This is a genomic window from Candidatus Dependentiae bacterium, from assembly GCA_013821315.1.
Classification (GTDB): Bacteria; Babelota; Babeliae; order Babelales; family Babelaceae; genus JACDHA01.
The window spans coordinates 56,802-82,028 of sequence record JACDHA010000004.1 but is presented as its reverse complement, the minus strand read 5'-3'; the positions used below and the strand labels follow the sequence as shown (position 1 = coordinate 82,028).

General features: G+C 36.0%; 28 protein-coding genes. 13 read left to right on the top strand and 15 right to left on the bottom strand.

Annotation, left to right across the window (positions count from 1 at the left end):
• Nucleotides 1–716: hypothetical protein (locus H0X48_01870; GenBank protein ID MBA3954043.1), on the bottom strand; the 716-nt coding region annotated here is incomplete at its 3' end.
• A 223-nt stretch (nucleotides 717–939) separates the two neighbouring features.
• On the opposite strand from H0X48_01870, the gene H0X48_01865 reads away from it, so the two are divergent.
• The 6 genes from H0X48_01865 (at nucleotide 940) to H0X48_01840 (ending at nucleotide 4,853) form a co-directional block, all read left to right on the top strand.
• A complete protein-coding gene (locus H0X48_01865; protein ID MBA3954042.1) occupies nucleotides 940–1,368 on the top strand; it encodes a MerR family transcriptional regulator in 429 nt (142 codons plus the stop codon).
• 117 nt (nucleotides 1,369–1,485) lie between these two features.
• Nucleotides 1,486–2,904: a UDP-N-acetylmuramate--L-alanine ligase gene (locus tag H0X48_01860; GenBank protein ID MBA3954041.1), complete on the top strand. Its 1,419-nt coding sequence runs from the start codon at nucleotides 1,486–1,488 to the stop codon at nucleotides 2,902–2,904.
• Between the two features lie 144 nt (nucleotides 2,905–3,048).
• The gene (locus tag H0X48_01855) at nucleotides 3,049–3,342 is read left to right on the top strand and encodes a hypothetical protein (GenBank protein ID MBA3954040.1); all 294 of its coding nucleotides are present in this window, start codon (nucleotides 3,049–3,051) and stop codon (nucleotides 3,340–3,342) included.
• A complete protein-coding gene (locus tag H0X48_01850; protein MBA3954039.1) occupies nucleotides 3,323–3,631 on the top strand; it encodes a hypothetical protein in 309 nt (102 codons plus the stop codon). Before H0X48_01855 ends, H0X48_01850 begins: the two co-directional genes overlap by 20 nt.
• 51 nt (nucleotides 3,632–3,682) lie before the next feature.
• On the top strand, nucleotides 3,683–3,967 hold the full coding sequence (locus H0X48_01845; GenBank protein ID MBA3954038.1) for a hypothetical protein: 285 nt from the start codon (nucleotides 3,683–3,685) through the stop codon (nucleotides 3,965–3,967).
• 256 nt (nucleotides 3,968–4,223) lie between these two features.
• Entirely contained in the window at nucleotides 4,224–4,853 is a 630-nt protein-coding gene (locus H0X48_01840) for an alpha/beta hydrolase family protein (protein MBA3954037.1), read from the top strand.
• Nucleotides 4,854–4,929: 76 nt separating this feature from the next.
• Here the strand turns inward: H0X48_01840 and H0X48_01835 are convergent, their stop codons facing one another.
• Genes H0X48_01835 through ffh form a run of 6 tightly spaced genes read right to left on the bottom strand, consistent with a single transcriptional unit; the run spans nucleotide 4,930 to nucleotide 9,005 of the window.
• Entirely contained in the window at nucleotides 4,930–5,361 is a 432-nt protein-coding gene (locus tag H0X48_01835; protein MBA3954036.1) for a hypothetical protein, read from the bottom strand.
• 10 nt (nucleotides 5,362–5,371) lie between these two features.
• Nucleotides 5,372–5,782 carry a 50S ribosomal protein L19 gene (gene rplS, locus H0X48_01830; GenBank protein ID MBA3954035.1) on the bottom strand — a complete coding sequence of 137 codons (411 nt, stop codon included), beginning with the start codon at nucleotides 5,780–5,782 and terminating at the stop codon, nucleotides 5,372–5,374.
• Nucleotides 5,783–5,807: 25 nt separating this feature from the next.
• Complete coding sequence (trmD, locus tag H0X48_01825; protein MBA3954034.1) at nucleotides 5,808–7,124, bottom strand: tRNA (guanosine(37)-N1)-methyltransferase TrmD; 1,317 nt, start codon at nucleotides 7,122–7,124, stop codon at nucleotides 5,808–5,810.
• On the bottom strand, nucleotides 7,124–7,357 hold the full coding sequence (locus H0X48_01820; protein ID MBA3954033.1) for a KH domain-containing protein: 234 nt from the start codon (nucleotides 7,355–7,357) through the stop codon (nucleotides 7,124–7,126). Before H0X48_01820 ends, trmD begins: the two co-directional genes overlap by 1 nt.
• Nucleotides 7,358–7,364: 7 nt before the next feature.
• Entirely contained in the window at nucleotides 7,365–7,625 is a 261-nt protein-coding gene (gene rpsP / locus H0X48_01815; protein MBA3954032.1) for a 30S ribosomal protein S16, read from the bottom strand.
• A gap of 48 nt (nucleotides 7,626–7,673) precedes the next feature.
• Nucleotides 7,674–9,005 (bottom strand): signal recognition particle protein, encoded by a 1,332-nt coding sequence (gene ffh, locus H0X48_01810; protein ID MBA3954031.1) that lies wholly within the window; start codon nucleotides 9,003–9,005, stop codon nucleotides 7,674–7,676.
• Nucleotides 9,006–9,191: 186 nt separating this feature from the next.
• Here ffh and hflX point away from each other — a divergent pair, with 186 nt between their 5' ends.
• The 3 genes from hflX to H0X48_01795 all read left to right on the top strand — a co-directional run bounded on the left by hflX (nucleotide 9,192) and on the right by H0X48_01795 (nucleotide 11,180).
• Nucleotides 9,192–10,304 carry a GTPase HflX gene (gene hflX, locus H0X48_01805; GenBank protein ID MBA3954030.1) on the top strand — a complete coding sequence of 371 codons (1,113 nt, stop codon included), beginning with the start codon at nucleotides 9,192–9,194 and terminating at the stop codon, nucleotides 10,302–10,304.
• Between the two features lie 54 nt (nucleotides 10,305–10,358).
• Complete coding sequence (locus H0X48_01800; protein MBA3954029.1) at nucleotides 10,359–10,667, top strand: hypothetical protein; 309 nt, start codon at nucleotides 10,359–10,361, stop codon at nucleotides 10,665–10,667.
• 72 nt (nucleotides 10,668–10,739) lie between these two features.
• Nucleotides 10,740–11,180: a hypothetical protein gene (locus H0X48_01795; GenBank protein MBA3954028.1), complete on the top strand. Its 441-nt coding sequence runs from the start codon at nucleotides 10,740–10,742 to the stop codon at nucleotides 11,178–11,180.
• A gap of 57 nt (nucleotides 11,181–11,237) precedes the next feature.
• Here the strand turns inward: H0X48_01795 and H0X48_01790 are convergent, their stop codons facing one another.
• The gene (locus tag H0X48_01790) at nucleotides 11,238–12,500 is read right to left on the bottom strand and encodes an ankyrin repeat domain-containing protein (protein MBA3954027.1); all 1,263 of its coding nucleotides are present in this window, start codon (nucleotides 12,498–12,500) and stop codon (nucleotides 11,238–11,240) included.
• 32 nt (nucleotides 12,501–12,532) lie between these two features.
• Nucleotides 12,533–14,170: an ankyrin repeat domain-containing protein gene (locus tag H0X48_01785; protein ID MBA3954026.1), complete on the bottom strand. Its 1,638-nt coding sequence runs from the start codon at nucleotides 14,168–14,170 to the stop codon at nucleotides 12,533–12,535.
• 247 nt (nucleotides 14,171–14,417) lie between these two features.
• Between H0X48_01785 and H0X48_01780 the strand changes: the two genes are divergently transcribed.
• Nucleotides 14,418–16,658 (top strand): UvrD-helicase domain-containing protein, encoded by a 2,241-nt coding sequence (locus tag H0X48_01780; protein MBA3954025.1) that lies wholly within the window; start codon nucleotides 14,418–14,420, stop codon nucleotides 16,656–16,658.
• Nucleotides 16,659–16,672: 14 nt separating this feature from the next.
• Here H0X48_01780 and H0X48_01775 read toward each other — a convergent pair whose 3' ends face one another.
• Both H0X48_01775 and trpS read right to left on the bottom strand, forming a co-directional pair.
• Nucleotides 16,673–17,296: a hypothetical protein gene (locus tag H0X48_01775; GenBank protein ID MBA3954024.1), complete on the bottom strand. Its 624-nt coding sequence runs from the start codon at nucleotides 17,294–17,296 to the stop codon at nucleotides 16,673–16,675.
• Between the two features lie 75 nt (nucleotides 17,297–17,371).
• Nucleotides 17,372–18,373, bottom strand: coding sequence for a tryptophan--tRNA ligase (gene trpS / locus H0X48_01770; GenBank protein MBA3954023.1), 1,002 nt, complete (start codon nucleotides 18,371–18,373; stop codon nucleotides 17,372–17,374).
• A 65-nt stretch (nucleotides 18,374–18,438) separates the two neighbouring features.
• Here trpS and H0X48_01765 point away from each other — a divergent pair, with 65 nt between their 5' ends.
• The 3 genes from H0X48_01765 to H0X48_01755 are packed head-to-tail and all read left to right on the top strand — an operon-like array spanning nucleotide 18,439 to nucleotide 21,039.
• Nucleotides 18,439–19,284: a hypothetical protein gene (locus H0X48_01765; protein MBA3954022.1), complete on the top strand. Its 846-nt coding sequence runs from the start codon at nucleotides 18,439–18,441 to the stop codon at nucleotides 19,282–19,284.
• Between the two features lie 42 nt (nucleotides 19,285–19,326).
• Nucleotides 19,327–19,713: a hypothetical protein gene (locus H0X48_01760; protein MBA3954021.1), complete on the top strand. Its 387-nt coding sequence runs from the start codon at nucleotides 19,327–19,329 to the stop codon at nucleotides 19,711–19,713.
• A 3-nt stretch (nucleotides 19,714–19,716) separates the two neighbouring features.
• Nucleotides 19,717–21,039 carry a phosphoglucosamine mutase gene (locus H0X48_01755; protein ID MBA3954020.1) on the top strand — a complete coding sequence of 441 codons (1,323 nt, stop codon included), beginning with the start codon at nucleotides 19,717–19,719 and terminating at the stop codon, nucleotides 21,037–21,039.
• Here H0X48_01755 and H0X48_01750 read toward each other — a convergent pair whose 3' ends face one another.
• Genes H0X48_01750 through rpsO form a run of 4 tightly spaced genes read right to left on the bottom strand, consistent with a single transcriptional unit; the run spans nucleotide 21,040 to nucleotide 25,209 of the window.
• Nucleotides 21,040–21,996, bottom strand: coding sequence for a hypothetical protein (locus H0X48_01750; protein ID MBA3954019.1), 957 nt, complete (start codon nucleotides 21,994–21,996; stop codon nucleotides 21,040–21,042).
• A gap of 11 nt (nucleotides 21,997–22,007) precedes the next feature.
• Entirely contained in the window at nucleotides 22,008–22,817 is an 810-nt protein-coding gene (rph, locus tag H0X48_01745) for a ribonuclease PH (protein ID MBA3954018.1), read from the bottom strand.
• A complete protein-coding gene (pnp, locus tag H0X48_01740) occupies nucleotides 22,810–24,888 on the bottom strand; it encodes a polyribonucleotide nucleotidyltransferase (GenBank protein ID MBA3954017.1) in 2,079 nt (692 codons plus the stop codon). The genes rph and pnp overlap by 8 nt, the downstream gene beginning before the upstream one ends.
• A 54-nt stretch (nucleotides 24,889–24,942) precedes the next feature.
• The gene (rpsO, locus tag H0X48_01735) at nucleotides 24,943–25,209 is read right to left on the bottom strand and encodes a 30S ribosomal protein S15 (GenBank protein MBA3954016.1); all 267 of its coding nucleotides are present in this window, start codon (nucleotides 25,207–25,209) and stop codon (nucleotides 24,943–24,945) included.
• Between the last annotated feature and the right edge of the window lie 18 nt (nucleotides 25,210–25,227).

Sequence of the window (25,227 nt, the reverse complement as noted above, 5' to 3'; positions counted from 1 at the left end):
TCTTCTAAACCAAACAATGTAGGCTTTTCTTTGCCTAATAATTGTAAATCTTTAAGAGATTTTTTTTCCAATGATTTGTTTTCTTTTGCAAGTATACCTTTAAGAACATCAAATCCATCAGTATCTAGAAGCGCCGGTCCTGGAAGAAACAAACGAGGACGAACAGCATGCTTTTCGTCTTTAGGCTGCACTGTTAATGCCAGATCAATTTTATAACTATCGTTATAGAGAGTATATTGTTTGATAATAGTAGCAGTAGCACTTTCCCCTTTATAAGCAACTACGGTTGTATTGTCACCTGTTTTATGGTCGATTAAATCGTAATAATAAGGAGTGCTATCAATACCATTTAAGGCAACTAAAAATGCTCCTTGGTCTTTAATACCACTAGGGACAATAGTTTCCATAAAAGTCTCTTGACCTGATAAGAAACGCTTGTAAGCTAAACTTTCAAGTATAGCACCATCGTTAGAAAACTGTGCTCTTATTGTAGGAGTCGTAACTATAGTTATTTGTTTTTCACGGTGTGCATCTTTACCTGAAAAATCAATAGAATAATCAAGAGGTTCAGCCACACGCGCTGTCGTAGGTGCTATAAAGCTTCTATCGGCCATAGCTCCTGAATTATCGGGGTTACGTGAGGTGAAAAAGTACTGAAATACAGAAGTAACAATTAACATAAAAGCTAAAGGTACTAAAAAATCTTTTAATTTCATCGCAAAGGTTTCCTTAAGATTAAGACTGGTTTGGGACATAAAGAACTCAACGTGAACTCTTTATAGACGATATCTATTATAGTTAAGTATAGCATAAAACAGCTTATGAGGCTACAACAAAAATACTATACATCTCTTGTTGGTTGAGGTATAACAAGCTATATACTACTCTCTTATACGTATGTGTACTATATGTGTAATAACAGATAAAAAAGGGTACCTAATGAACATAGAACAAAAAAAAATGCGTATTGGCGAAATTACTCAAACGCTTAATATCGATCGCACCATTATAAATCTTTGGGAAAAGGAATTTAACCTTAAGATAGAACAATCTGCCAGCGGCCAACGATTATATACACACCAAGATTTACAAAAACTTATGCTTCTTAAAGAACTTATCTATACAAAAAAATATTCTATTGCGGTAACAAAGCGTTACTTAACTAAATTAAGTTCACCACAAGAGCAATCGATAGATAATTCATTAGAAGAGACTATAACTCCTTCTACACGAGCTTCATCTAATACCACAGGACAAGCACTACAAAATGCTAAAAACACTCAAATAGAATTGAAAGATACATCTAATTTAAGTGAAAAACTTATAACATTACAACAAAAGTTGCTTCAATTAAGAGAACTCCTATAAGCAAATTATTGTAAATTTAATAATTGGTTTGATGATCATTTGTATAATTTGTCAACTTTTTGTATGCTTACTAGTATATTCTAGAAGTTTTATCTTAATTTTGATGAAAGTAATTACATGTACAAAAAAGGTCATATACATTTTGTAGGTATTGGTGGCATTGGCATGAGCGGTATTGCCAAAATTTTAAAATACCAAGGGTATGCTATATCTGGATGCGATCTTGATTTAGAGCAAAAAAGCGTTCAAGAGTTGCTTTCCTTGGGATGCTCTGTATTTAAGGGCAACAATACCGACCAATGCAATCACCCAAGTGTTGACGTACTTGTATATTCTTCAGCTATAAAAGCAGATAATCAAGAGATTAAAAATGCTCAGGCTCGAGGGATACCGACGATTCCTCGAGCCTTAATGCTTTCTGAACTTATGCGTACTAAATATAGTATTGCTATAACAGGCGCTCATGGTAAAACTACAACAACGTCTATGGTAGCTCATTTACTTATTGAGGCTGATCAAGACCCAACAGTTATTGTAGGTGGCCATTTTAAAAATATTTCAACCAACGCTCGTTGGGGTACAGGAGATTTTTTAGTAGCTGAAGCTGATGAAAGCGATAGATCATTGTTACGTCTGTACCCAACCCTTGCAGTTGTTACCAATATTGATCTTGAACATTTAGATACCTATACCGATATTAATGATATTAAACAGACCTTTAATCAATTTCTCACTAACATACCATTTTATGGTAAAGCTATAGTATGTGTTGACGACATGCATATTCTTTCTTTATTACCGTTACCTCATGTAAAAACTATAAAATACGGCTTTGACCCTCGTGTGGCTGATATTTATGCACAAGATGTCTGCCTTGAAAAAGATCATTCTACTTTTAACGTGTATAGCAACAAAGCACCTGGTACAGATAACCCATCTGAGCCTGTTTTACTAGGCTCTGTCTACTTAGCTATGCCTGGCCGTTATAATGTTCTTAACTCTCTAGCAGCATTAGCAGTAGCTCTTGATTTAAATATACCTTTTGAAGTACTAGCTAAAGCTTTTAAAAGCTTTAAGGGAGTTGAAAAACGCTTTAGTTTTAAAGGAATCTATAAAGGAACAGAGATTTTCGATGATTATGGGCATCACCCAACCGAGATTTTTAATACGTTATTAGTTGCACGTAAACGAGCAGACAAAAAACTTATCGTTGTATTTCAGCCCCAACGGTACACTCGTACCGATAAACTATGGCAAGAGTTTTTAAATGTTTTTGCCTATGGACCTATCGACCAACTTATTATAACAGATATTCACGGAGCAAGTGAAACTCCTCTACCAGGTATTACAAGCCAAAATTTAGTAACTGCTTTAAAACAGAAACAACCTTCGTGTAACGTAACTTATGTACCCTATGACGCAAACCTTGAAGCTCTTTGCCAAGAGCTTAAACTTATTATTTCTGAGGGTGATCTTTTACTGCTTTTAGGTGCTGGAAAAATAGACAAACTTGCTGAATTATTACAAAATTCTTAATTTCTAAAACTCTCTAGGCCTATCAACAAAGACATTGATATTAGTTTTATTTAATAAATTATTGACATTTAGACATTATTTAGTTCAAACTAGTAGAAGAAACAATAAGTCTATTTAAATTAATTATTAAATATTGGAGATTTTATGAAAAACTTACTATCATTTTTAACACTAAGTCTTGTAGTGCTTTCAGCTTCAGTTACTTTAACTGTCGTGCCTGTAGTAGACTCTGCTCTTGGGGCAGCTTCAGCAACAACACGTGGCGCCCTTAATACTGCAGGCGCAGCAACAGATATTACTTTGAACACTGCTGAGAACGTAACTGACGTAGCTTTAAGCCCTTTAGAGTCAGACCGCTCTACTAATTATGGCACCGATTATGTTAATCCAGAAGACAGCATGTATCAAGATTATGCTGATGCTGATTACGCTTATTAATAGTAGCGCTATTCTGGCAGCTCTTTTGTTGAGTACTATTGGTATATATGCTGACGGGCCTGTGAAGTTTTTACCAACAACACTGTTACCAGTATCAGAAAACCAATTAGCCTATACAAGAGCTCAACTAGAAACTACTAGAAAGAGAAGAGCAGCATTACGTGGCGAGAAAGAAAATGCACAGCGATATAAGCATTCAAGCACCTACTCGCCAGCACGCGGTATTAGATCTGATGCTGAGCAAGCTACGAGTAATAACGCTTTAGAACAATCTACACGTCCTTACTAAATAGTGTGCTTATAGTTAATTTTTTATTTAACACTATACTGGAGAAACATTATGAACAAAAAGTTTTTTTTACTTACTTTTGCTTTTATAGCAACATTTGCACTTTTTAATCAAGCAGAAGCTCGTCGCTATGGTGGCGGCTATGGACGTGGCTATGGTCGCAGCGGCGGCGCTGGCTTTGGTTTAGGATTAGCTACAGGAGCACTTGTAGGCAGTGCTTTTTCTAATCCCTATTATAACAATTACTATCCTAACTATAGCTACGGATACGCACCGTATTACTATGATTATTATGCACCAGCTTACTATAGCCCAACGGCTTATTACTGGTACTAATAATTCTAGTATTTTGCTATAACTTGGTATACAAAAGAGCAGAGATATTTTCTCTGCTCTTTATTTTTTTACGACTTGCACCACTTGCATGAGTTTTTTATACAGCTATTATTAATAGAGATTAAGTGAGAGCACTTAATTAAAAGGATGCTTTTAAGTCAAAATGCAAATAAGCAAACAACTATTGACTTAGAGCGTTGATTCAAAGCATACTTTTAGTATATATCCATTGTTCACCTCTGTCAGGAGATTTCTTATGAACAAGAATTTTTTAGCTTTTTTATTGTTACTTTCTTTAGGAAGTAGTCAACTAACGTATACCGGTCGCACCGGTAGAGGCTTTGGTATAGGTGCAGTAACTGGACTAGCAGCAGGTATTATTACCAGTAAAATAGCTGCAAACTCAGCTCCAGCGCCTATTGCTGTGCCAGTTACAATGGCACCAGCAGCTTATTATGTATACGAAGAAGATCCTTGCATTGCAGAGCAACGAGCAGAATTACGCGTGCGTGAAAGACAAATGTATGAAGCTCAAATGCAGCAACGTAAACGCGATGAAGAACAAAGACAACGAGAAGAAGAGCGTCGTTATCGCGAACAAGTACGCCAGGAACGCCAGGCCCGCCAAGAACATCAAAATCAACTTATGCAACAAAAACCACGTGAAGCTAAATTAGTAACATTTCAACCAATACCGGTTGAAGTAAAACAAGTTAATAGTTCACGCGAGCTTGCTCTTAAAGAACGGGAACTTACCCTTAAAGAGCAACAAGTACAACTTGAGCTTGTTAAAGAGAAAAATAAGCGAAAAGAACTTGAACTTAAAGATAAAGAGCTTGAGATTCAACTTATTCGTGCTCGTAGAGAAAATAACAGAAAAAATTAATCTACTTTAACACATAAAATTAGACAAAAAACAAGGCGCCTTAACGGGCGCCTTTTGTTTGATAACTATAACAAAGCTATTTTTTCGGGCTTATAAAAAGAGTTACCGTACTACTATTTTTTGTTAAGCTTTTTGATGACTTTAAAATAATAGAACATACTTTTGACGGCTTTTTAAACAACAAACAAGTATGATAACCTTTAATGATCTCAGCCTCTTGCCAGCCTAGGCATTCCATTTGCAAGCGATAAAAAGCAATTATATCTTCAAGTTTAAAATCTGTTTTATATATAAGAGCTAATTTTCGCGGATCATGAGTACTTGTTATATTATAGAGTATTTGAGATCCAGGCAATGGTATATCAACCAATCGCTCTTCATCAGAAAAAATTGGATAAGAGCAGTTACTATAAGCAATCGCATTCTTATCCAATTTTGCATTTTGAGATCGACGGGCACATCCATTACCAACAAGCATTATACTTGCCAAAAGAAGAAGGTGCACCATACCAGTCTGCTTAAGCTGCAGATTTATCTGATGCTCTATCTAAAGCTTTTTGTTCTTTAGTAAGTACTTTTTCACGTACACGAGCAGCTTTACCAATACGATCTCTCATGTAGTAAAGTTTAGCACGACGTACTTTACCTCTACGCAAGAAAGTAATCTTTTCAATAAGTGGTGAAAAGAACGGAAAAATACGTTCTACTGCAACACTGTTAGCGCCAATACGACGAATAGTAAAGGTGCTTGAAATACCCTTAGTATGAATAGCAATAACATCGCCTTCAAACATTTGAGTACGTTCTTTTTCACCTTCTTTAATACGTTGTGCTACTATTATAGCGTCGCCAACACCAAATTTAGGAAAATTGCGACTTTCTGTTCCGATATTTAATATCGTCTCTTTTGTATAGTGTTTTGCTTTCATAGAAGTCCTTTAAAGCAGAAAATTATTATTTAACAATACTAGATGATTTTTTGCTCGTAATACCTAACCAGCGATCAAAGATAATAGCTGCCGCTGAGCGTACAGACAAATGATTGAACGTGGAAAACCCATAAAGAGGTCCCAGTAAAAACTCACATCGTTCGATAACAGAGCTTCCTAAGCCTCGCGCTGTACCAAACAGTAACACTACAGGACGCTTCAACGACCATACTATGGACTGATCGTGATACGTAATAGCCTGAGCATGAGCATATTTTTTAGCTGCTGTACCAATTAAAATAGGATCAGCATTTTCATACTCTTTAATTTTATCTACGGCTTCGTCAAGTGTACTTACCAGAAGAACATTTTCTAAAGCATTATGTCGATGGGGATTATAGGTTACCCCTTCCCCTGTCTTCCAAAAATCTAGTAATTTAGTTACTATTTTTTGTTGATCTTCTAACGGTGTAACAATAAAATACTTTTTTATACCATACGTAGCTGAAGAGCGAGCTATATCATGAATGTCAATTGAAGTTACCGAACTAGTACCTTCTTGACCATCAAGCAATGCTACTTGGGCATGCATAAGTATGGCATAATGGTGCGGTATATGCTCAGCAGCCTGTTTTATTTCAGCATCTGTCGTTACATGGGAACGCAACCAATCAAAATGAGACAGCACCGTATTTTTAATAGCTCGTGCTTGACGCCATCGCTGAATCTTTCCATGATCGCCTGAGCGTACTACTTCAGGTACAGAGTACCCTTTCCATACAACCGGACTCGTATATTCAGGATAATCCAAAAATGGTCCAGTAAACGATTCATGCTCAACTGATGCTTGTTTTCCTACGACACCAGGAATAAGCCTTAAAAGACCTTCCATAAGTACCATAGCAGGCAAATCGCCACCCATAAGCACAAAATCACCCAACGATATCAAACAATCACCATAATGCTCTTCAACGCGAGCGTCCATACCTTCATAGCGGGCAGGAAGAAGCATAATATGCTTTTTTTCTTGAGCTATAAGGGCCAGATCACGCAAGAGCACTTGGTCAAGCTTTTTACCTTGAGGTGAAAAAAATATTTTATACGCTGGACCATGTAAAGCTTCTTGAGCATCTATAGCTTTTTCTATGATATCAGGTCTTAATAACATACCTGCACCATGTCCAAAGGTAGGACTATCAACGCGCTCTTTTGGCTTGCAGAAATCGAACATAGTTTTAACGTCGAGCGTTACATGCTGTTGTTCTTGTGCTTTACGAATTAAGCTTGTTTCTAAAAAAGGCTTATATAACTCAGGAAAGAGCGTAATAGTAGAAATGACCATTATGTGACTATATCGACTACAATATCTTTACGAGCTTCAGGATCAACACAGTGAATTAAAGAACGTAATGCTTTAAATGTTCGGCCTTCTTTTCCAATAACTTTAGCAATATCTTGTGCTGCAACACGTATTTCAATAATACTTTTGCCAGCAGTTTCAACTTCAGAAATTACTATAGCTTCAGGCTTTTCCACTAATTTAACGATAAAATGTTCAATTAATTGTATGAACATATGCGCCTTAAACTTGAGCTGTTACTTGAGCGGATTTTTTGTGCTTCTTTTGCAATTTTTTAACTGCATCAGTTACCACTGCACCTTTTGAAACCCATCCTTCAATACGATCTTGATGAAATTGTACTAGTTCGCCAGTAAGCGGATTATAAGTACCTAAAATATCAAGAGCTTCGCCATCTCTTTTTTTACGAGAATCTATCGCAACAATACGATATACTGGTGCGTGGATTTTACCAATACGTGAAAGTCTTATTTTCACTGCCATTATATAACCTTTCTATAAAAATACTTTTTATTAGTGTATCAAAATAAATTAAAAAAATCTTGATTTACCCATCTTTTTAAAAACTTTAACAAATTGCTGACTTTGCTCAAAGCGACTAAGCAAAGTATTAATATCAGCAACAGTTACTCCTGAACCTTGAGCTACACGATTTTTACGTGAAGCATCAAGCACTTTAGGATTAAGTCGTTCTTTAGAAGTCATAGAGTTTATAATTGCTTTAAACTTTATAATCTCTGTTTCTCCTTTTTGAATCATTTCAGGAGAAATATTAAGTGACCCTGCTCCAGGCAAATATTTAAGCACCGAGGAAAGCGATCCTAGTTTACTTACCATTTCAATCTGTTGAGCAAAATCTTGTAAAGTAAGCTTGCCTTCAGAAAGAGATTTATACATCGCTTCTTGGTCATCTACTTTAATTTTTTCTTGAGCTTTCTCAATTAAACTTTTTATGTCACCCATACCAATAATACGAGTAGCAAGGCGCTCGGGCCTAAATAACTCTAAGTCATCTATTTTTTCGCCTGTACCGATAAATAAAATAGGTTTTTTAAGAGCATATTTAAAAGCAAAAGCAACACCACCGCGCGTGTCACTATCCATTTTTGATAGAATAGCACCTAAAAAACCAATCTTTTGTTCAAAAGCTTGAGCTACTTTAAGCGACTCTTGACCAGTCATAGCATCAACTACAAGTAATTTGTATTTAGGCTTAACTTTAACATCAATTTGATGAAGCTCTTCAAGCATAGTAGTATCGACATGCAAACGACCAGCGGTGTCTAAAAACAACAAATCACACTGTTCTTGTTGAGAATGCTTTAAAATATCTTGAGCAGCAGCAACAGGATCTGTTAATGATGAGCGGTAAAAAAGAGCCCCTACTTGCTTAGCTAAAATTTCTAGCTGATCGATAGCTGCTGGTCTATAAAAATCAACTGACCCAACCATAATACGGCGAGCCTTGCCACGCTTTTGAGCCTGTTCTTGCACAAAATTAACTAGTTTAGCTATAGTAGTAGTCTTGCCCGATCCTTGAAGACCTATCATCATTACTGTTGCAGGCATTTGAAACGCAAATTGAGTTTCAGACGCTTGGCCACCTAAAAAGTGTATTACTTTATCGTGTACAATTTTCATAAGCAGCTCAGCAGGCTTAAGTGAAGCAAATATCTTTTGCCCAACTACTTCATGCTTTATCTGCGCAATAAATTGCTCAACAACATCGTAAGGCACATCAGCCTCAAGCAAGCTATCTTGTACCTTGGTAAGTGTTTCGTCAATATTTTTTTCAGTTAATCTATCTTGTCCCGTTAAACGGGTAAAAATAGAGGAAATCTTTTGGGATAAAAAATCAAACATAAGAATCTTCTAGTATAATTACAGACTTTTAATTTTATTATAGCACAAAAATTAAAAGTTGAGAAATTTTTTTTAAATCTTATTTTTAGAATATACTCACATTTTTTTAGTGATAATGGAGCTAAAACAAAAAATATATGCTATACTTTAAGTATAGATCACACCAAAAAATTTGCGAGGACTACTATGAAAAGAGTAGAAACACCTACAGTACAATATCCTAAAACATTACTTGTAGGGATTGATTCTCCCTATAACCCTATTAAAAATATTGAATCTTATTACGAAGAATTTGAAAACTTAGTGCGCTCTAACGGCATTCCGTACGATAAAATCGTGTACATTAAACTTCGTAGTGTTGATCCTGGTTACTTAGTAACTAAAGGCAAACTTGAAGAACTTATAGAAATATGCAAAGAAGACGAAATAAGGGAAGTTATATTCTCTGAACCTTTATCTCCTCAGCAAGAGCGTAACTTAAGTGAATCTTTGCAGTGTAAAGTATTTGATAGAACGCAACTTATTCTTGAAATATTTGACAGAGGCGCAACTTCAGCTGAAGGTAAAACCCAAGTTGAGCTTGCTATGCTTCAGCATAAAAAAACGCGCCTATCAGGTCAAGGTATTAGCATGTCTCAGCAAGGTGGTCGCATAGGAACACGCGGGCCTGGTGAAACTGCTAAAGAAAAAGAAACGCAGCATATTGAACGCAGTATGCATAAACTTAAAAGAGACTTGCTGCAACTGGCAAAGCATCGTGAAACACAGCGCAAACAGCGCCTGAACTCCGAGTTGCCACTTATCTGTATTATTGGTTACACCAATGCTGGCAAATCAACCATACTTAACTCTCTGACAAAAAGTACGGTACTAGCTGAAGATAGGTTATTTGCTACTTTAGATACTACTACACGTGAACTGTTTATAGATAGCAAGAAAAAAGGGTTGATTTCTGACACTGTTGGATTTATTCAACAGTTACCTCATCACTTGGTAGAAGCGTTTAAATCAACACTCACCGAGCTTCAGCATGCACATTTATTGCTACAAGTTGTTGATGTTTCTGATGCAAATTGGGAATCACACATTCGCGTAGTACATCAAATACTTGAAGAACTTGAAGTTGATAGACCGATGCTCTATGTATTTAATAAGGCTGACAAAATACAACTTACCGATATTCAAGAGCGCGCATTAAAACAATATCAACCACATATACTTGTATCTGCAGTTACTCCTGGAGGCTTGGAACCTCTGGTAGATTTCTTACGTACTTGGAAACCAGAAACAAACAAATAAAAATAACGAGCACTAGTGTAATACTAGTGCTCAGCTTTTTAACAGGATACTCTTATGGACACTACAGCAAAGCCAAAAAAACCAATTCTTGATAATCAAGCCGCTGAAGAACGAAAAACTGAAAATTCACCTAAAACCAAACTGCTTCGCCAAGCAAAAAGAACAATACTTTTTAGAACAGAGACAATAGTTAAATCTAAAAATGCAGCCAAAATACAAGCTCTGATCACTGAATTAACTGCACTTAAACGTACCGTAATTACTGATGACCAAAATTATTTAAATAAATACTTGAATGATCTTACCGTTGCTCTTAAAAAGTCTCAAGCTACGCAAGCTAAAATTGTTAAAGATATTGCATAACTACTCGAATCTTTAGTACTATAGCATCTGATATTGTGTTGCTTACTTACTTTTAATCAGAGGAAATTGCTCATGAACCGCGCGCACTCACTATTATTAATGTTATTGTTTATACCAGCTCATGCTCTTCAAGCGATGCAACAAGGCCAAGGCCAACCAAATCCAGGAAAACAGGAACTTTCGCCTGCGGAACTTCAACTAGAGGCTGATGATAATGGCTTTGTTATAAAGTTACACCATCAAAAGAAACGAAGTATACGCGTTAGAAGTAATGAAGCTATCAATTCTCACGACATACCAACCATACAGAATCTTATTGACGAACTACAAACTCTTAAACATCAAGCAGTGGATAATGATCAACTCTTTTTAGACAAATTAGTAATAGAACTTACTAATACTCTTAATGAGTTAAAGAATACAAAAGCTCAACAAGACTTACAACAAACTCAACCTACTCAAACAAAAGCACCTAGCAACTCAGGCTATTTGAGCAACTGTTCGATCATGTAAATTACTAAGACGGGTACTGTTTACCCGTCTTACACTTAACTCGTGCTATCAACATGCTTAATTATGCTCTTGATTAACGCTCTGCTTTCTTTTACTACTTACACTTTCTTTGTTTTGATGCTCACTCTGACGCGGTGTAAATACAGAAGCAATTATTCCGTGAGCAGCTAATAGTTGCAGTGGAGTAAAACCTTGACGATTAGCTTTGTATAAATACTTATCTTCATGAACGCCTAAAGAAAGAAGTAAATCAATGATCTTTAAATTGCGTGATTCTATAGCTTTATGAAGCAAAGTGTTACCATTTTTATCACAAGTATTTAACGTAAAGCCTTCTTTTAATAATTTGCTTACGCAAGAAATATCATCATTTGCAATAGCTTCAAACAATTCTTTTCTCTTACTATTAACAGCTTCTCTCACTAAAGGAAAGTCATAAGCACCTTGAGCAAGCATCTGAGCAATAGCTTTAAAAGTTTTAGCTTCAAACAGTCTTTGCCTTGTGTCTTGAGCTTGTTTTACTACATTATTTGCAAGCAAATCTGGTGGCACTTGAGCACTATAACTTAAAAGCACTTCCACCATATATTGGCCATTAACCTTTTGTGCTGCAATAGCTAATGGACTTTGATTGGCACTGTTTTGTGCGTTACTATCTGCGCCTTTTTCGAGCAGTAGCTGAGCAACAGCAGCAAAAAATCCTCCTTTTACCGCATCATGCATCTCATTCATTGCAGCAGCCTTATGAAGTGGCGTTTCATTCTCATCAGCTAAAGCATTAATATCTGCTCCATGATCAAGTAGTAATTGGGCTATATCTTTATTACCCACCAATGCAGCATAATGGAGTGCTGTCATATTATCTTTATCTTTAGCATTAATATCTATTTTTCTTTTAATAAACAGTGTAACTAACTCCTTATTATTATAGAAAACAGCGTAACTGAGCAGATCTGGATAAAAAGCAGTTAAGTTATCTAAAAAATATTCAACTATCGCACTACGGTTATATTTGACAGCCCATTCTAAAGCTGTTTTCATTTCTAGTGAGTCTTCAAAAGTACTATCAGCACCTTTATTAATTAAAAGCTGAAGCATGCCTAAACAACCACTTTCTGATGCTTTATGAAGAGGAGTTACACCGTTAAAATCTCTAGCATTAACGTCTGCGCCACTAGCAAGAAGCTCTTGAACTAAAGCATAATCACCTGCTTCTACAGCATTAAAAAGCTGCTGCTTAACAGAACTTGACTCTATCATGCCACTAATTAAAGAAGCTGTCATTACTAAAGAAATTATAAACCAATTACCTATTTTCATACTTATACCTATTTCTATATTTAATTATTGACTTAACTGTCTAATTGCTTTCTTTTAGCTCCGGCTAACTGATGAGCTCTCAATTGTAAAATAAGATCTGATACTATACCGCTACAAGCCAGTAATTGGATAGGCATAATACCATGTTCATTAGGTTTATCTATATACTTATGAGCCCCTAGAGATAAAAGTAAGTTAAATACCTTTAAACTACTAAATTGTAATGCTTTGTGAAGCAAGGTATTACCTTCTTTATCACACGTATTTAATGTAAAGCCTTTTTTTAATAATTTGCTCACAGTTGCAACATCATCAGCTTTGATCGCCTTAAAAAGCTTTTTACGTTTACTATTAACAAAGGCGTTAGCTAGTGGAGAAGAATATATGCCTGTACTTAGCAGCTGTGTAATCTCTTTAAACTTTTGTGCTTGAGAAAGGGCAAAAATATTACTTTTAGCTTGTTGTATAAGTGGATTAGCCTTTATATCTTGTGGTGCTTTTGCTCCATTAGTTAAAAGCATTTCTACTATAAATTGATTGCCTAATTTTACAGCATAATGAAGAGGTGTTTTATCTTGAGAATCTTGCATATTAACGTGAGCATGGCTTTCAATTAAAAGTTGCACTATAGGACCATGATTATTGTCAATAGCAAAATGTAAAGGCGATGCCGATTTTTCATCTAGTCGTATGTTAATAGAGCCTAATAAGTTAGTCTTAGCACCAGCGTCAAGCAATAATTTAACTATGGCTTTATTTCCCTTTGCCGCCGCAAAGTGTAATGGTTCGCTATTTCCCTTTGCCGCCGCAAAGTGTAATGGTTCGCCATCCTCATGATCTTCTGTTGGTATCCCTTGGTCCTTAAAAGGCTTTAAGGAAACACCTTTACTAAGCAACAACTTAACAACATCTCTATGGTTTTTTATAATAGCATAATGCAATGGTGAAAGCATAGGATCACCCTCCTCAAAATCTTCTATACAACCAATAGAATCAATGTTGGCACCTTTATCAAGTAATAATTTCACTACACTTACGTTACCACTAGCACAAGCGCCATGTAACGGTCTTGTTTTATTTTCACCTTCATTATCAACTTCTATACCTGATTGACTTAATAACAACTCTACAACCTCTGTTTGCCCTTTTTTTGAAGCATAGTGCAAAGGCGTTTTGTTACTGTTATCTCTAACATTAACATTGATTCCTGTATCAAGAGATAATTTTACTACTTTAGCATTACCACTTTCAGCAGCATAATGTATTGGTAATTCACTGTATTGATTAGCTAGTGTAATATCAGCACCATGATCAAGTAATACTTTAGCTATTTCTTGATGACCATTTTTAAGTGCAATATGTAAGGGCGTATTCTTCTCTGCATGATCTTTAATATTTACAGGATATTCTGCTTGAAGTAACAGCTTAACTAAAACTATATCGTCAACCTCAGAAGCAAAATGCAATAAACTTATTTCAGCCTGATTGATTGTGGAGGGATACGTTAGCATCTGCCCCCTACAACTCTTAAGAATATTTTCAACTAAACCATAATTATCTGCTTTTATAGCATCAACAAGCTGTTCATTAAGAGGTTTTTCTTCAGACATAGCGTGACTTAAAGAAACAGTAAATAAAGCCGCAATTATCAGTAAATTTTTTAGATTCATAAGTATAGCCATTCATTTTAGATGATTTTTATTAGTAAACTTTTTAATAGAAAATTACAATAGATTGTTTAATAAAATATATAATTATTTAAAGTTTATATTATTTTTAATAATAATCAAATTTTTTTTCTTAATTGTATATTTATTTTATTAAAATCGTTTTGTATGTACTTTGTCTAAAAGGCTAAAAAAAGCTATACTTATAAGTTCAACGGGCATAACATAGACATTTTTAATAAGTAATTACATGATAAACACAGATAGCAGATCAGCATTTTCTCATTTTTTTGATACAGCATTAAATCCTGAACAAAAACAAGTAGTAGCACCTGAAAGTGGTGTTCTTTTGGTATGTGCTGGTGCTGGATCTGGTAAAACGCGTGTAATTACCTCTCGTATAGCCCATTTAGTACTTGAACACAACGTGCCTGCTCATAGCATCTTAGCTTTAACTTTTACTAATAAAGCAGCACGTGAAATGAAAGAACGTGTCCACTCATTTTTAGGACAAACACCCCATTTACCCTACGTTGGAACATTTCACTCGTATTGTTTACGGTTACTTAAAAGCAATCCCCATCTACTACCGTTTGGAGTTTTTTCGTTGATTGATAGCGACGATCAAGAAAAAATAGTACGAGCATTACTTACCAAAAATGGCCTTAATAAAAAAATAGCTCCAAAACAAGTAATTTCTTTTATCTCTCGGGTTAAAAATGATGCACTTAATGCTGTTGAACGAGAAGAATTGTATAGCCAAGATCGCATTTTTCGTGATTTATATTTTGCTTACGAAAATGAAAAAAATATCGCTCATTGTTTAGACTTTGACGATTTACTTACGTATACTTTAGCGTTGTTTGAGAAAAGCCCTAACTTTAAACAAGCATTTCAACAAAATATTCGGCATGTACTTGTCGATGAATACCAAGATACTAACCGTGTGCAACATGCTTTACTTAAAGCAATAACACAAGACTCAGCAGGTAGATTTACTTTAGATTCTTTATGCGTTGTTGGTGATGAAGATCAGTCTATTTACTCATGGCGTGGCGCAACAGTAAGCAATATTATCAATTTCAAGCATGACTTTCCTGCAGCGTTTTCTATTACTATTGAACAAAATTACCGCTCAGTACAGCCAATTTTATTAACGGCTAACCATGTTATACAGCATAACCATTATAGAAATCCTAAAAAGTTGTGGTCGCAAAAAGAAGCTTTTGATCGAATACGCTTGCTTTCTTGCTCATCAGGCTACCAAGAGGGTGAAGTAATAGCATTGTTTTTAAAACAAGCTCTAGGTAATGGCAAAACACTTGATCATCATGCACTGCTTTACCGATCTCACTTTCAATCTCGCTCGCTTGAAGAAGCACTTATCAGACATGGCGTACCGTATAAAATAATGGGCGGCATTCAGTTTTATGATCGTCAAGAAATTAAAGATTTGCTTTGCTACTTAAAACTAGTGGTAAATCCTTTTGATCGTATTGCTTTCGCACGAGTGATTAATACGCCAAGCCGTGGCTTAGGTGACAAATTTGAGCAATTATTTAATGAGACCTGGCAATCACAACCTTTTTTAGATTTCAAAGAAGTAGCTCAGCAGCTTATTGATACTAAGCAACTAACTAAAATTAAAGATGATGCCCTTAAAAGCTTTTTAGCCGTATTTACAGGGCTTACTGCTCAATCTAAAGCTAGTGACACCGTAAACGCTGTTATAGCAAGAACAGGCTATTTTAGTTATCTTAAAAGCTCGTTTGAAAAAGATGAAGCTGAAACTAAAAAAGATAACGTTAAAGAGCTCATAAACGGTATTGCTTATTTTGAAGAAAACACTCAGCAGACACTCGATATCTTTTTACAAGAAGTAGCATTACTACAAGAGCAAATGGCATCAAAAGATGAAAATGCAACTGATTACGTAAGGCTTATGACACTGCATGCTGCTAAAGGCCTTGAATTTGATACCGTAGTTTTAACAGGTCTTGAAGAAAGTGTACTACCAAGTGCGCATTCATTGTATCAACCGGAAACACTTGAAGAAGAACGTCGCTTACTTTACGTGGGTATTACACGAGCTGAAGAACGGTTACTGATTACCCATACTCGAAGCAGATACACGTATGGACAACTTACTGAGCAACGTCCTTCACGTTTTCTTGATGAACTTAACTATGAATATGTACAAAAAGAAGAATGCCATTATTGGAACTCAGCCCAATTTTCTCAGTATTTTAAAGAGTGGTTTACACAACCTAAAAAAGTAGTCTCTCAAGCTAAAAAAGTAGAGACACCGCAATTAAAGCCAAAAGCTTCTACAAATAAGTGGCAGCAGCACGACATAGTTACTCATACAAGCTTTGGTCAAGGCGTTATAGAAAAAGTAGAACAAAAAAGCGAAGGCAAAGTACACCTTACCATTCGCTTTAAAATTGGTATCAAAAAGCTAGATGCAGACTTTGTACAGCTAGCTCCTTAATAGTTATATTACTTTTAATAATCTACTACGCCAACTGCTTCATCTAAATCTGTTGCATGTGTTATCTTATTTTGATGTATAGAAACTTTTTCAAGAGGTGCTGCAAGTGGTTGCCCTTGGCTAAGCAATGCTTCAGGGTTACGCATAAGAGCTGCAACATCAGCAGTATTGTCTATAATAATATCTTTGCCTATAACTTTGCCATTAGATAATTTAACTCCGTCGCCAGGTACTATAAAATAGCCTTTAGTGGTAGATACCACTTGGTATTCTTTGCCATTACTTACAAGCGGTTGCTCTAGATAAGGACCTTCCCACTTTTCTGGATACTGAAGTTCCATTGAACCTAAACGATCGCCTTTAAACGAAATAACATTAAGAAAATCTATAGTATTTTTGTGATGAGCAAAGCCTGTAATTACACAACACTGGTGTATTTTTTGAAAAATGGCTGCCAATTTTTCTATGTTTTGAGCAATAATTTTATCATCAAGCTTTCGTGCTTGAGCTACATAACGCATTGATATCGTTATAAACAGTAGTATAAATACAGCACCTAATACAAGTGGCATTAGGTAATTTTTTTTGCGACTATGGTGATATAATCTATATAAAAGACTTTGTTGCGCGTGCTTCATTCTACTCCCTTAGTATCTTTACTTCCTTGCTCCAAAGGAAGACTCTACTATACTTTTTCGCAAAAATAAAGAGTTTTAAAAGTAGTGTAACTTTAAAGCTTCACGTACTTCATGCATAGTAGTACTTGCTACTTGCTGCGTATATTCAGTGCCCTTTTTTAATACACTAAGCACATATGCTGGATCTTGCTCAAGCTCTTTACGACGCTCTCTAATAGGGGTAAGAAAAGCTTCAAGAACTTCTAGCAACCTCTTTTTAAGAACACTGTCACCAAGGCCGCCACGCCGATACTGAGCTTTCAGTTCTTCTACTTCATCTACTCGTGGATCAAAAGCATCTAGGTAGTAAAACACTGTATTGCCTTCTACTTGTCCTGGATCACTTACCTTAAGATGATTTGGATCGGTATACATACTACGTACTTTTTTGGCTACCACGTCAGATGAATCAGAAAGATAAAGCGCGTTACCAAGCGATTTACTCATTTTTGCTTGACCATCAAGACCCGGAAGGCGCGCAATTTTAGGTACTAAAGCTTGAGCTTCAACGAGTACATCCGTTTTATAAATTCGATTAAATGCACGTACTATTTCATTGGTTTGTTCGATCATAGGTAGTTGATCTTCACCAACGGGAACAAGCTGTGCTTTTACTACGGTGATATCAGCTGCTTGACTTACTGGATACATTAAAAATCCTGCTGTAAGAGAATCGCCATATCCTTTTTGCTGTATTTCAGTTTTTATTGTAGGATTACGACGCAGGCGATTTACTGTAACAAGATTTAAATAAAATACAGTAAGCTCGGCTATTTGAGGTATAAGCGATTGAATAAAAATGGTTGTCTTTTGAGGATCTATGCCCACTGCTAAATAATCATAAGCCACTTGTAATACGTTATCATGTACTTTAGTGGGGTTGTCGACATTGTCAGTAAGAGCTTGAACATCGGCAATCATAACAAACTGTGTATAATTGTCTTGCAAACTGATACGGTTAGCAAGTGATCCTACATAATGGCCTAAATGAAGTGGCCCTGTAGGACGGTCACCAGTTAAAACTACTTGATTTTTCATAGTAAACTTCTTTACATAGTAATAAGAGATAGTTAATTGTATATACTTAAATAAAAGGGAACAGCATGATCAGTTTATCACAGATTTATACATTTTTCTCCCAGGAATTATATATAAGCTCATGGCGCGATGTCCTAGAAATAACCCTGTTTAGCACCATAACGTATGGTTTTTTAGTCTGGCTTAAAAAAGATGTGCAAAAAGATCTTACTTATGCTTTTTATAGTTACTATATACTTTTAATGGGTTCTTATTACTGCTCTTTGTATACTCTTACTACTGTATTACTTAGTGCTATTCCCGTAGTATTGACTTTATTTATCCTAGTACATCAAGAAACGCTACAAAAAAACTTTGTTGTACTTAAAAAAATGCAAAAAACTCCAAAAGAAGATATACATTGGATTGATGAGCTAATGAAAATATTGTTAAATGCTGTTAATAATAAAAAAGATATTATTGGCGTTATAGAACGATGCGATAGCTTGCAAGATATTCTTAAAGCACCCTATTCTTTTTACGCCGATATTAAAAAAGATGCTTTTGATATACTCCTTGAAAAACATAGCTACACACAAGAGCATTTATTGTGGCTTAATCAAGAGGGCAAGCTTATAGCTACTAATGCTTCATGGCAACTAGAACTCAATGACGAATGGATTAGTCCTGACGTGCTAGCACTTGCCAAATGGAAACAAGATGCCATTTTTATTACCTCAAAAACTGATGCTTTAGTATTTAAAGTAAATTCTCTTGCTCGTACTTTTGATCTTATAGTACAAGGTAAACTTATAGAGCATAATGACGCGCAGCAGACATTATTGTTATTATATGCTTATATTACACCAAAAAAAGAGACTTCTGTACCACACAACTTTAAAACTCCTACCCAGAAGCAGTTACAGATTTAAGAGCAATTTGACAAAAAAATAGTTTAAATTTAAGGTGATTATATGAATATAAGCATAAAAGCAGCATTAGTAAGTACCCGTTTTCTTAAAGTAAGTGCCCTTATTATTGGTTACAGCTTGTGGTCTTTTGTAGGAGAGGCTTTTCCAGCGACTCTCTGGTTATCAGTACCGCTTTGTTTTTACAATCAAACAGCAACAATTAAAATAGATGCTCCAGAGAAGCTATGGGTTAAATTACACGGTAAACGATCTTATTTGCATCGTTTAGATAACCACACTTTAGCAGCGCATATTAATGCTCAAGAACTTCATGTAGGTCCCCAAAATTATACAATTACTGCTAAAAGTCTTCTACTGCCGTCTACCATTACGGTAAGCGAGACTATACCACACACACTACTATTTACTCTTTCTCAAGAAAGTATATAATTTATGAACAATCTTTTTGGCACTGACGGTATTCGAGGCCCCGTAGGCACTTATCCTTTCACTCCTGAAGGTGTTAAAGTTCTTGGTAAAGCATTGGGAGCATGGAGCCAGGAAAAATATGGTTCTCATGCATCTATACTAATAGGTCATGATACACGTGAGTCATGCACTTGGATAAAAGATGCTCTTACTGCGGGCCTACTACACTATCCAATAACTATTTACGATGCCGGAGTGCTTCCTACGCCTGCAATAAGTTACTTGGTAAGCTCTAACAGCAGCTTTAACTGTGGGATTGTAATTTCTGCATCTCACAACGTGTATAGCGATAATGGCCTTAAAATACATGATACTCTTACGGGTAAACTTACTGCTGACGATGAACTACGCATAAGTGAACTTATACGCTCTTTTTCTAGTGCTTACCTGCAAGATACCACTTATGGCGTTCTTAAAAAGTATCCTGACGCTTATTCTCTTTATCTTAATGCTCTTTTGACTAATTTTAAGAGTATGATATTAACAGGAAAAAAAATAGTACTAGATGTAGCAAATGGAGCCACTTATAAACTTGCTCCCGCTGTATTTGAAGCTTTAGGAGCTACGGTTATAACGCTGAATAATAAACCAACAGGCATTAATATAAATGAAAATTGTGGAGCTTTGCATCTTGAGGGTTTACAAAAAGCAGTTATAGACACTCATGCTACTATAGGTTTTGCATTTGATGGTGATGGTGACAGAATAATGGCAGTTTCTGGCAATGGTATAGTAAAAGACGGTGACGATATACTCGCTCTTTTAAGTAATCATCCCGCTTATGCTCATCTAGATACTCTTGTAGGTACTGTTATGACCAATCAAGCATTAGAAGTTTTCTTACACAAAAGAGATAAAAAACTAATAAGAACAGCTGTTGGCGATAAATATATAGCACAAGCTCTGACTGCTCATAGCTTATTTTTAGGTGGCGAACCTTCAGGACATATTATTTTAAGAGATAAAAACAAGACCGGCGACGGTATTTTAGTGGCACTACGTATTATTGAAGCTCTTGAGCATACAGACAATTGGGATATGGTAACATTTTTAAAATATCCCCAAATTACACTAAATATTAAAGTAAAAAGAAAAAAATCTTTAGAAGAAGAGCCGCTTCTCTCTCTTATTGAAGAGAGTAAAAAACAGTTACGTGCTGGACGACTTCTTGTACGGTATTCGGGCACTGAACCATTACTGCGTGTTATGGTAGAAGAGCAGAATGCAGAACTTGCTTTAAGCATAGCTTCTACATTAGCAGCTAATCTTGAGCGCCAATTACTGTAGCTAGAACTTGCCTAAAAAGAATTTGTGATACCAAAGCTCAAGGCCATAGTCACCACCACCGTTTTTTAATCTATAGTCAAGGCTATATAAAAATTGATGTGCTTGAGCTAAAAGCTCTGGGGTATAGAGGCGCCAATCTTTGTTGATAAAAGAAAATGGTAACTTAAAACCAAGCTGTTTAGCCTCTTGCACTGAAGTTTCTTGAGCTTTAGCTACAAATAAAGTGGCTTGCCATAGTTGATCAGACCAAAAGACTGTCCAAAACTCATCTGGATAGTCTTTAAAATTCACTAAGGAGCTAAAAAAGTCTTTGCGTTGGCGCGCAAACAATAAACCACTTAAAGTAAAGAATGATTTATCTGCAGGGATCACTTTAGTTATGATCTGTTGTAAAAACTGATCGGCACTGGTACCAAGCATATTTTGATATGCTATAAGTATACACGCTGTATCAACAACAATAGTAGTCTGTTTTTCAAAAAGCTTTACTACGGTTTCAGCAATAGAAGCTACGTGATCTTTTGGGTAAAGCACAGCAACAAGACGCCTATACTCCTCAAGTGTTACTTTTTCAGGAATATCAATTACCAAACAATCTGAACTAGCTACAAAATCTGCAGTAGCATCAAAAAGCGCAATGGTGTGTGGCCCTTTATAATTTTTTATAAAGCTTAGCCACTTTTTTTTAGTAGCAATCTCAAGCGCTTGTATGTTTTTGAGCACATAAAAATGCTTAGTGCCAAGAAAACTCATTTGGAGTTGCGCTTGTGCTTGTTCTAGAGGTACCGTATCTAAATCAAGAGGGTTTACACAAAGAAACGGCTGTGATTTTAAAAAACGTGTAATCTCTGCTACATAAAGTGGACTCAAACTAGTAAGTTTAAAAAAACAAACAGAAATCCCCGATAAAATTTCCGGGGACCTGCTTATAGTTTCAATAAAAGAGAGTATATTCATAGAGAGCTATTTTACTCAAATATCGATCTATACAAAGAGTTATGTGACTGAGATGATGGTAACGGTTCTGGTGGCGCAATTATGTATAAATTACGATCAAAGAAAGTAAAGAGTTCTTGGACCCCTTTAATAGCTAAGAATCGCATTTCTTCATAATGATCCCATGTTAATGGAAATTGCTCAGCAGAGCCTTGTAGCTCAACTATTTTGCCTGATTTTGTAAGTACAAAATTAAAATCAGCTTCTGTAGCACTATCTTCTACAAAATCTAAATCAAGAAGAGCACTCTCTTGAGTTACACCAACAGAAATTGCTGCTAATTCATCAGTTAAAATAGTATGAGACAGTATACCTTTATGAACCCAACGTGTAACAGCTGCTCTTAGCGCTAAATAAGCACCAGTAATACATGCTGTACGAGTTCCACCATCAGCTTGTAAAACATCACAATCAATAAAAATCGTTTGTTCACCAAGTGCATCCAAGTTAACAACAGAACGCAATGTTCTACCAATAAGTCGTGATATTTCGATTGTACGACCGCTTCGTTTGTTAGCAGTTACTTCTCGCACGGTTCTTATAGGGGTTGAAGCTGGAAGAAGAGAATACTCTGCAGTAAGCCATCCAGATTTTTTACCACGTAAAAAATGAGGAACACCTTGCTGTAATGTTACTGCGCATAACACTTTTGTGTTACCCATTTCAAACAGCGTTGAGCCTGATGCATAATTAAACACATCGTAGCTTACTCGCAATGGACGAAGCTGATCGTGAGATCGTTGATCAACTCTTCTAATTTTACTAGCCATAGTTTTATTCATTCAATTTTAAGCGGATTCGACCCGTAGTTTCATCATAATCTACTACTTCTACAGTTACTATTTCGCCAACTTTCATTGACGCTGCGAAATTGTTTTGACGAGCTTTTGGCAAGTTAGATACGTGCACAAGACCATCTTGTCCTGGTGCTATCTCTACAAATATACCAAATTCAGCAAGCTTTTTAATCGCACCTTTGTAAATAGTACCTTTTTCAATACGACCGCCAAGCGTTTTAACCCATGCAACAGCTTGATCAAGTTTTGGACCTGGATGACCAAAGATCTTCACAGTACCATCTTCTTCAATGTCTATTGTTGTGCCAGTTTGAGCAATAATATCTTTAATAACACTACCCTTAGAACCAATTATTGCACCTATTTTATCGGTAGGAACTTTAAATGAAACTATTTGTGGCACTAATTCTGAAAGTTGAGCATTAGGCGCAGTCATTACTTTACGCATTTCGTCAAGAATGAAAAGACGAGCTACACGAGCTTGAGCAAGAGCTTTTTCAAAGATTTCTCTATGAATGCCACCCTTATATTTGATATCCATTTGGATAGCAGTAATACCATTTTGAGTTCCTGCTACTTTAAAGTCCATAAGGCCAAAAGCATCTTCTATACCAGCTATATCAGTAAGTACTTGAAATTCGCCTGCTTTACTTTGAATTAAGCCCATAGCAACACCGCTGACCATTTCTGCAATAGGTACACCAGCATTCATAAGAGCCATAGTAGAAGCACAGACGGTAGCCATAGAGCTAGAACCATCAGACTCTAAAATATCTGCAACGATACGTATGGTATAAGGAAACTTTTCGCGTGATGGCAAAATAGCTTTAAGTGCAGATGCTGCTAAATGACCATGGCCAACTTCTCGTCTACCAGGACCGCGCATTGCACGAACTTCACCCACTGAAAAGGGAGGAAAGTTATAATGAAGCATAAACGCACTGTCGGTCGTTTCGCCCATTATATCTTCTATTTTTTGTTCATCCTGACCGCCACCCAAGGTTACTGTTGCCAGCGCTTGTGTGTTGCCACGCTTAAATAAAGCCGAACCATGAGTAAAGGGTAATAATCCTACTTCTGTACTTATAGGCCTTACTGTTGCAAATACTCTACTATCTATACGTTTACCTGTGGTAAAAGCATGTTCAGTAAGAGCTAATTCAAGTTCAGAATCAAATACATAGCCTAAGAAAGTTGATGATATACCAAGCTCGGTTGCTTGTTCTTTATATTGTGTAAAGAATGCTTCTTTTAAAGCAGACATTGCTCTACCACGTTCAGGCTTATTAGCAGTATATAAAGGTTCTATATTATCAGCAGTCAAAAAGTTTTTGGCGCGAGCCATCCACTCATTCCAATTAAATTGATCTACTATTTCTTCTTTAGAAACACCAACTTCTTGCGCAATTCCTTTTTGCCATGCTACTTGTTTTTTAATAGATTCATGAGCTAAAAATAAAGCATCAACCAACTCTTTTTCAGATATTTGGTTGGTGTTTCCTTCTACCATGCAGATACCTTCATAAGTTCCTGCTACAGTAATTTTTACATCAGATTCTTGGTTTTGAGCATACACTGGATTTGCTATCCACTCGCCGTTTACTCTACCTATTTCTACTATACCTATAGGACCCAAAAAGGGTATTTTAGAAAGAGAAAGCGCAAGTGATCCTGCAACTAAAGCTAAGTTAGAAGGCATATTTTCTTTATCAACAGAGTACACTGTAATAAGTATTTGCAATTGATTAAAGTAATTTTCAGGAAAAAGTGGTCGTATAGCACGATCTATAAGACGGCTTACAAGTACTTCTTTATCGCTAAATTTACCTTCACGCTTATAATAGCCGCCAGGAATTTTGCCGGCTGCAGCAAAATTTTCTCGATAATCAATTGTTAAAGGTAAAAAACCCGGAAATTCCTTAGAAGGAGCCGATACTACAGTAGCAAGTACTACAGTACCGCCCTGCTGAAGCCATACAGCTCCATCAGCTTGACTAGCAAATTTACCAGTTATCGCTTCATACTGAAATTCGGGTAGGTAAAATCTTTTTTCCATTTGAGGTCAACCTACTTCAGTTAGGGAAATTATACAGTATAAAACAGGTACGCGTTACTTACGTAAGCCTAAACGTTCTAAAAGCTGTCTATATTGTGCTTGATCATGTTTTGCTAAGTAGCTTAAAAAGCTACGACGTTGCCCAACCATTTTAAGAAGGCCACGCTTTGATGCATAATCTTTAGCATGTGTTTTAAAATGTTGAGTTAAGCTATTGATACGGTTGGTAAGCAATGCAATTTGTACTGCTGTTGAACCTGTATCATGCTCTGATTGTTTAAAGTTTGCTATCATTTCTGATTTAGCTTGTTTTAATGCCATGGAATAAACCTCAAAAAA

Coding starts and splice junctions, on each gene's coding strand:
- H0X48_01865 (MBA3954042.1), top strand. CDS start 940: ATGAACATAGAACAAAAAAAAATGCGTATTGGCGAAATTACTCAAACG.
- H0X48_01860 (MBA3954041.1), top strand. CDS start 1,486: ATGTACAAAAAAGGTCATATACATTTTGTAGGTATTGGTGGCATTGGC.
- H0X48_01855 (MBA3954040.1), top strand. CDS start 3,049: ATGAAAAACTTACTATCATTTTTAACACTAAGTCTTGTAGTGCTTTCA.
- H0X48_01850 (MBA3954039.1), top strand. CDS start 3,323: ATGCTGATTACGCTTATTAATAGTAGCGCTATTCTGGCAGCTCTTTTG.
- H0X48_01845 (MBA3954038.1), top strand. CDS start 3,683: ATGAACAAAAAGTTTTTTTTACTTACTTTTGCTTTTATAGCAACATTT.
- H0X48_01840 (MBA3954037.1), top strand. CDS start 4,224: ATGAACAAGAATTTTTTAGCTTTTTTATTGTTACTTTCTTTAGGAAGT.
- H0X48_01835 (MBA3954036.1), bottom strand. CDS start 5,361: ATGGTGCACCTTCTTCTTTTGGCAAGTATAATGCTTGTTGGTAATGGA.
- rplS (MBA3954035.1), bottom strand. CDS start 5,782: ATGAAAGCAAAACACTATACAAAAGAGACGATATTAAATATCGGAACA.
- trmD (MBA3954034.1), bottom strand. CDS start 7,124: ATGGTCATTTCTACTATTACGCTCTTTCCTGAGTTATATAAGCCTTTT.
- H0X48_01820 (MBA3954033.1), bottom strand. CDS start 7,357: ATGTTCATACAATTAATTGAACATTTTATCGTTAAATTAGTGGAAAAG.
- rpsP (MBA3954032.1), bottom strand. CDS start 7,625: ATGGCAGTGAAAATAAGACTTTCACGTATTGGTAAAATCCACGCACCA.
- ffh (MBA3954031.1), bottom strand. CDS start 9,005: ATGTTTGATTTTTTATCCCAAAAGATTTCCTCTATTTTTACCCGTTTA.
- hflX (MBA3954030.1), top strand. CDS start 9,192: ATGAAAAGAGTAGAAACACCTACAGTACAATATCCTAAAACATTACTT.
- H0X48_01800 (MBA3954029.1), top strand. CDS start 10,359: ATGGACACTACAGCAAAGCCAAAAAAACCAATTCTTGATAATCAAGCC.
- H0X48_01795 (MBA3954028.1), top strand. CDS start 10,740: ATGAACCGCGCGCACTCACTATTATTAATGTTATTGTTTATACCAGCT.
- H0X48_01790 (MBA3954027.1), bottom strand. CDS start 12,500: ATGAAAATAGGTAATTGGTTTATAATTTCTTTAGTAATGACAGCTTCT.
- H0X48_01785 (MBA3954026.1), bottom strand. CDS start 14,170: ATGAATCTAAAAAATTTACTGATAATTGCGGCTTTATTTACTGTTTCT.
- H0X48_01780 (MBA3954025.1), top strand. CDS start 14,418: ATGATAAACACAGATAGCAGATCAGCATTTTCTCATTTTTTTGATACA.
- H0X48_01775 (MBA3954024.1), bottom strand. CDS start 17,296: ATGAAGCACGCGCAACAAAGTCTTTTATATAGATTATATCACCATAGT.
- trpS (MBA3954023.1), bottom strand. CDS start 18,373: ATGAAAAATCAAGTAGTTTTAACTGGTGACCGTCCTACAGGGCCACTT.
- H0X48_01765 (MBA3954022.1), top strand. CDS start 18,439: ATGATCAGTTTATCACAGATTTATACATTTTTCTCCCAGGAATTATAT.
- H0X48_01760 (MBA3954021.1), top strand. CDS start 19,327: ATGAATATAAGCATAAAAGCAGCATTAGTAAGTACCCGTTTTCTTAAA.
- H0X48_01755 (MBA3954020.1), top strand. CDS start 19,717: ATGAACAATCTTTTTGGCACTGACGGTATTCGAGGCCCCGTAGGCACT.
- H0X48_01750 (MBA3954019.1), bottom strand. CDS start 21,996: ATGAATATACTCTCTTTTATTGAAACTATAAGCAGGTCCCCGGAAATT.
- rph (MBA3954018.1), bottom strand. CDS start 22,817: ATGAATAAAACTATGGCTAGTAAAATTAGAAGAGTTGATCAACGATCT.
- pnp (MBA3954017.1), bottom strand. CDS start 24,888: ATGGAAAAAAGATTTTACCTACCCGAATTTCAGTATGAAGCGATAACT.
- rpsO (MBA3954016.1), bottom strand. CDS start 25,209: ATGGCATTAAAACAAGCTAAATCAGAAATGATAGCAAACTTTAAACAA.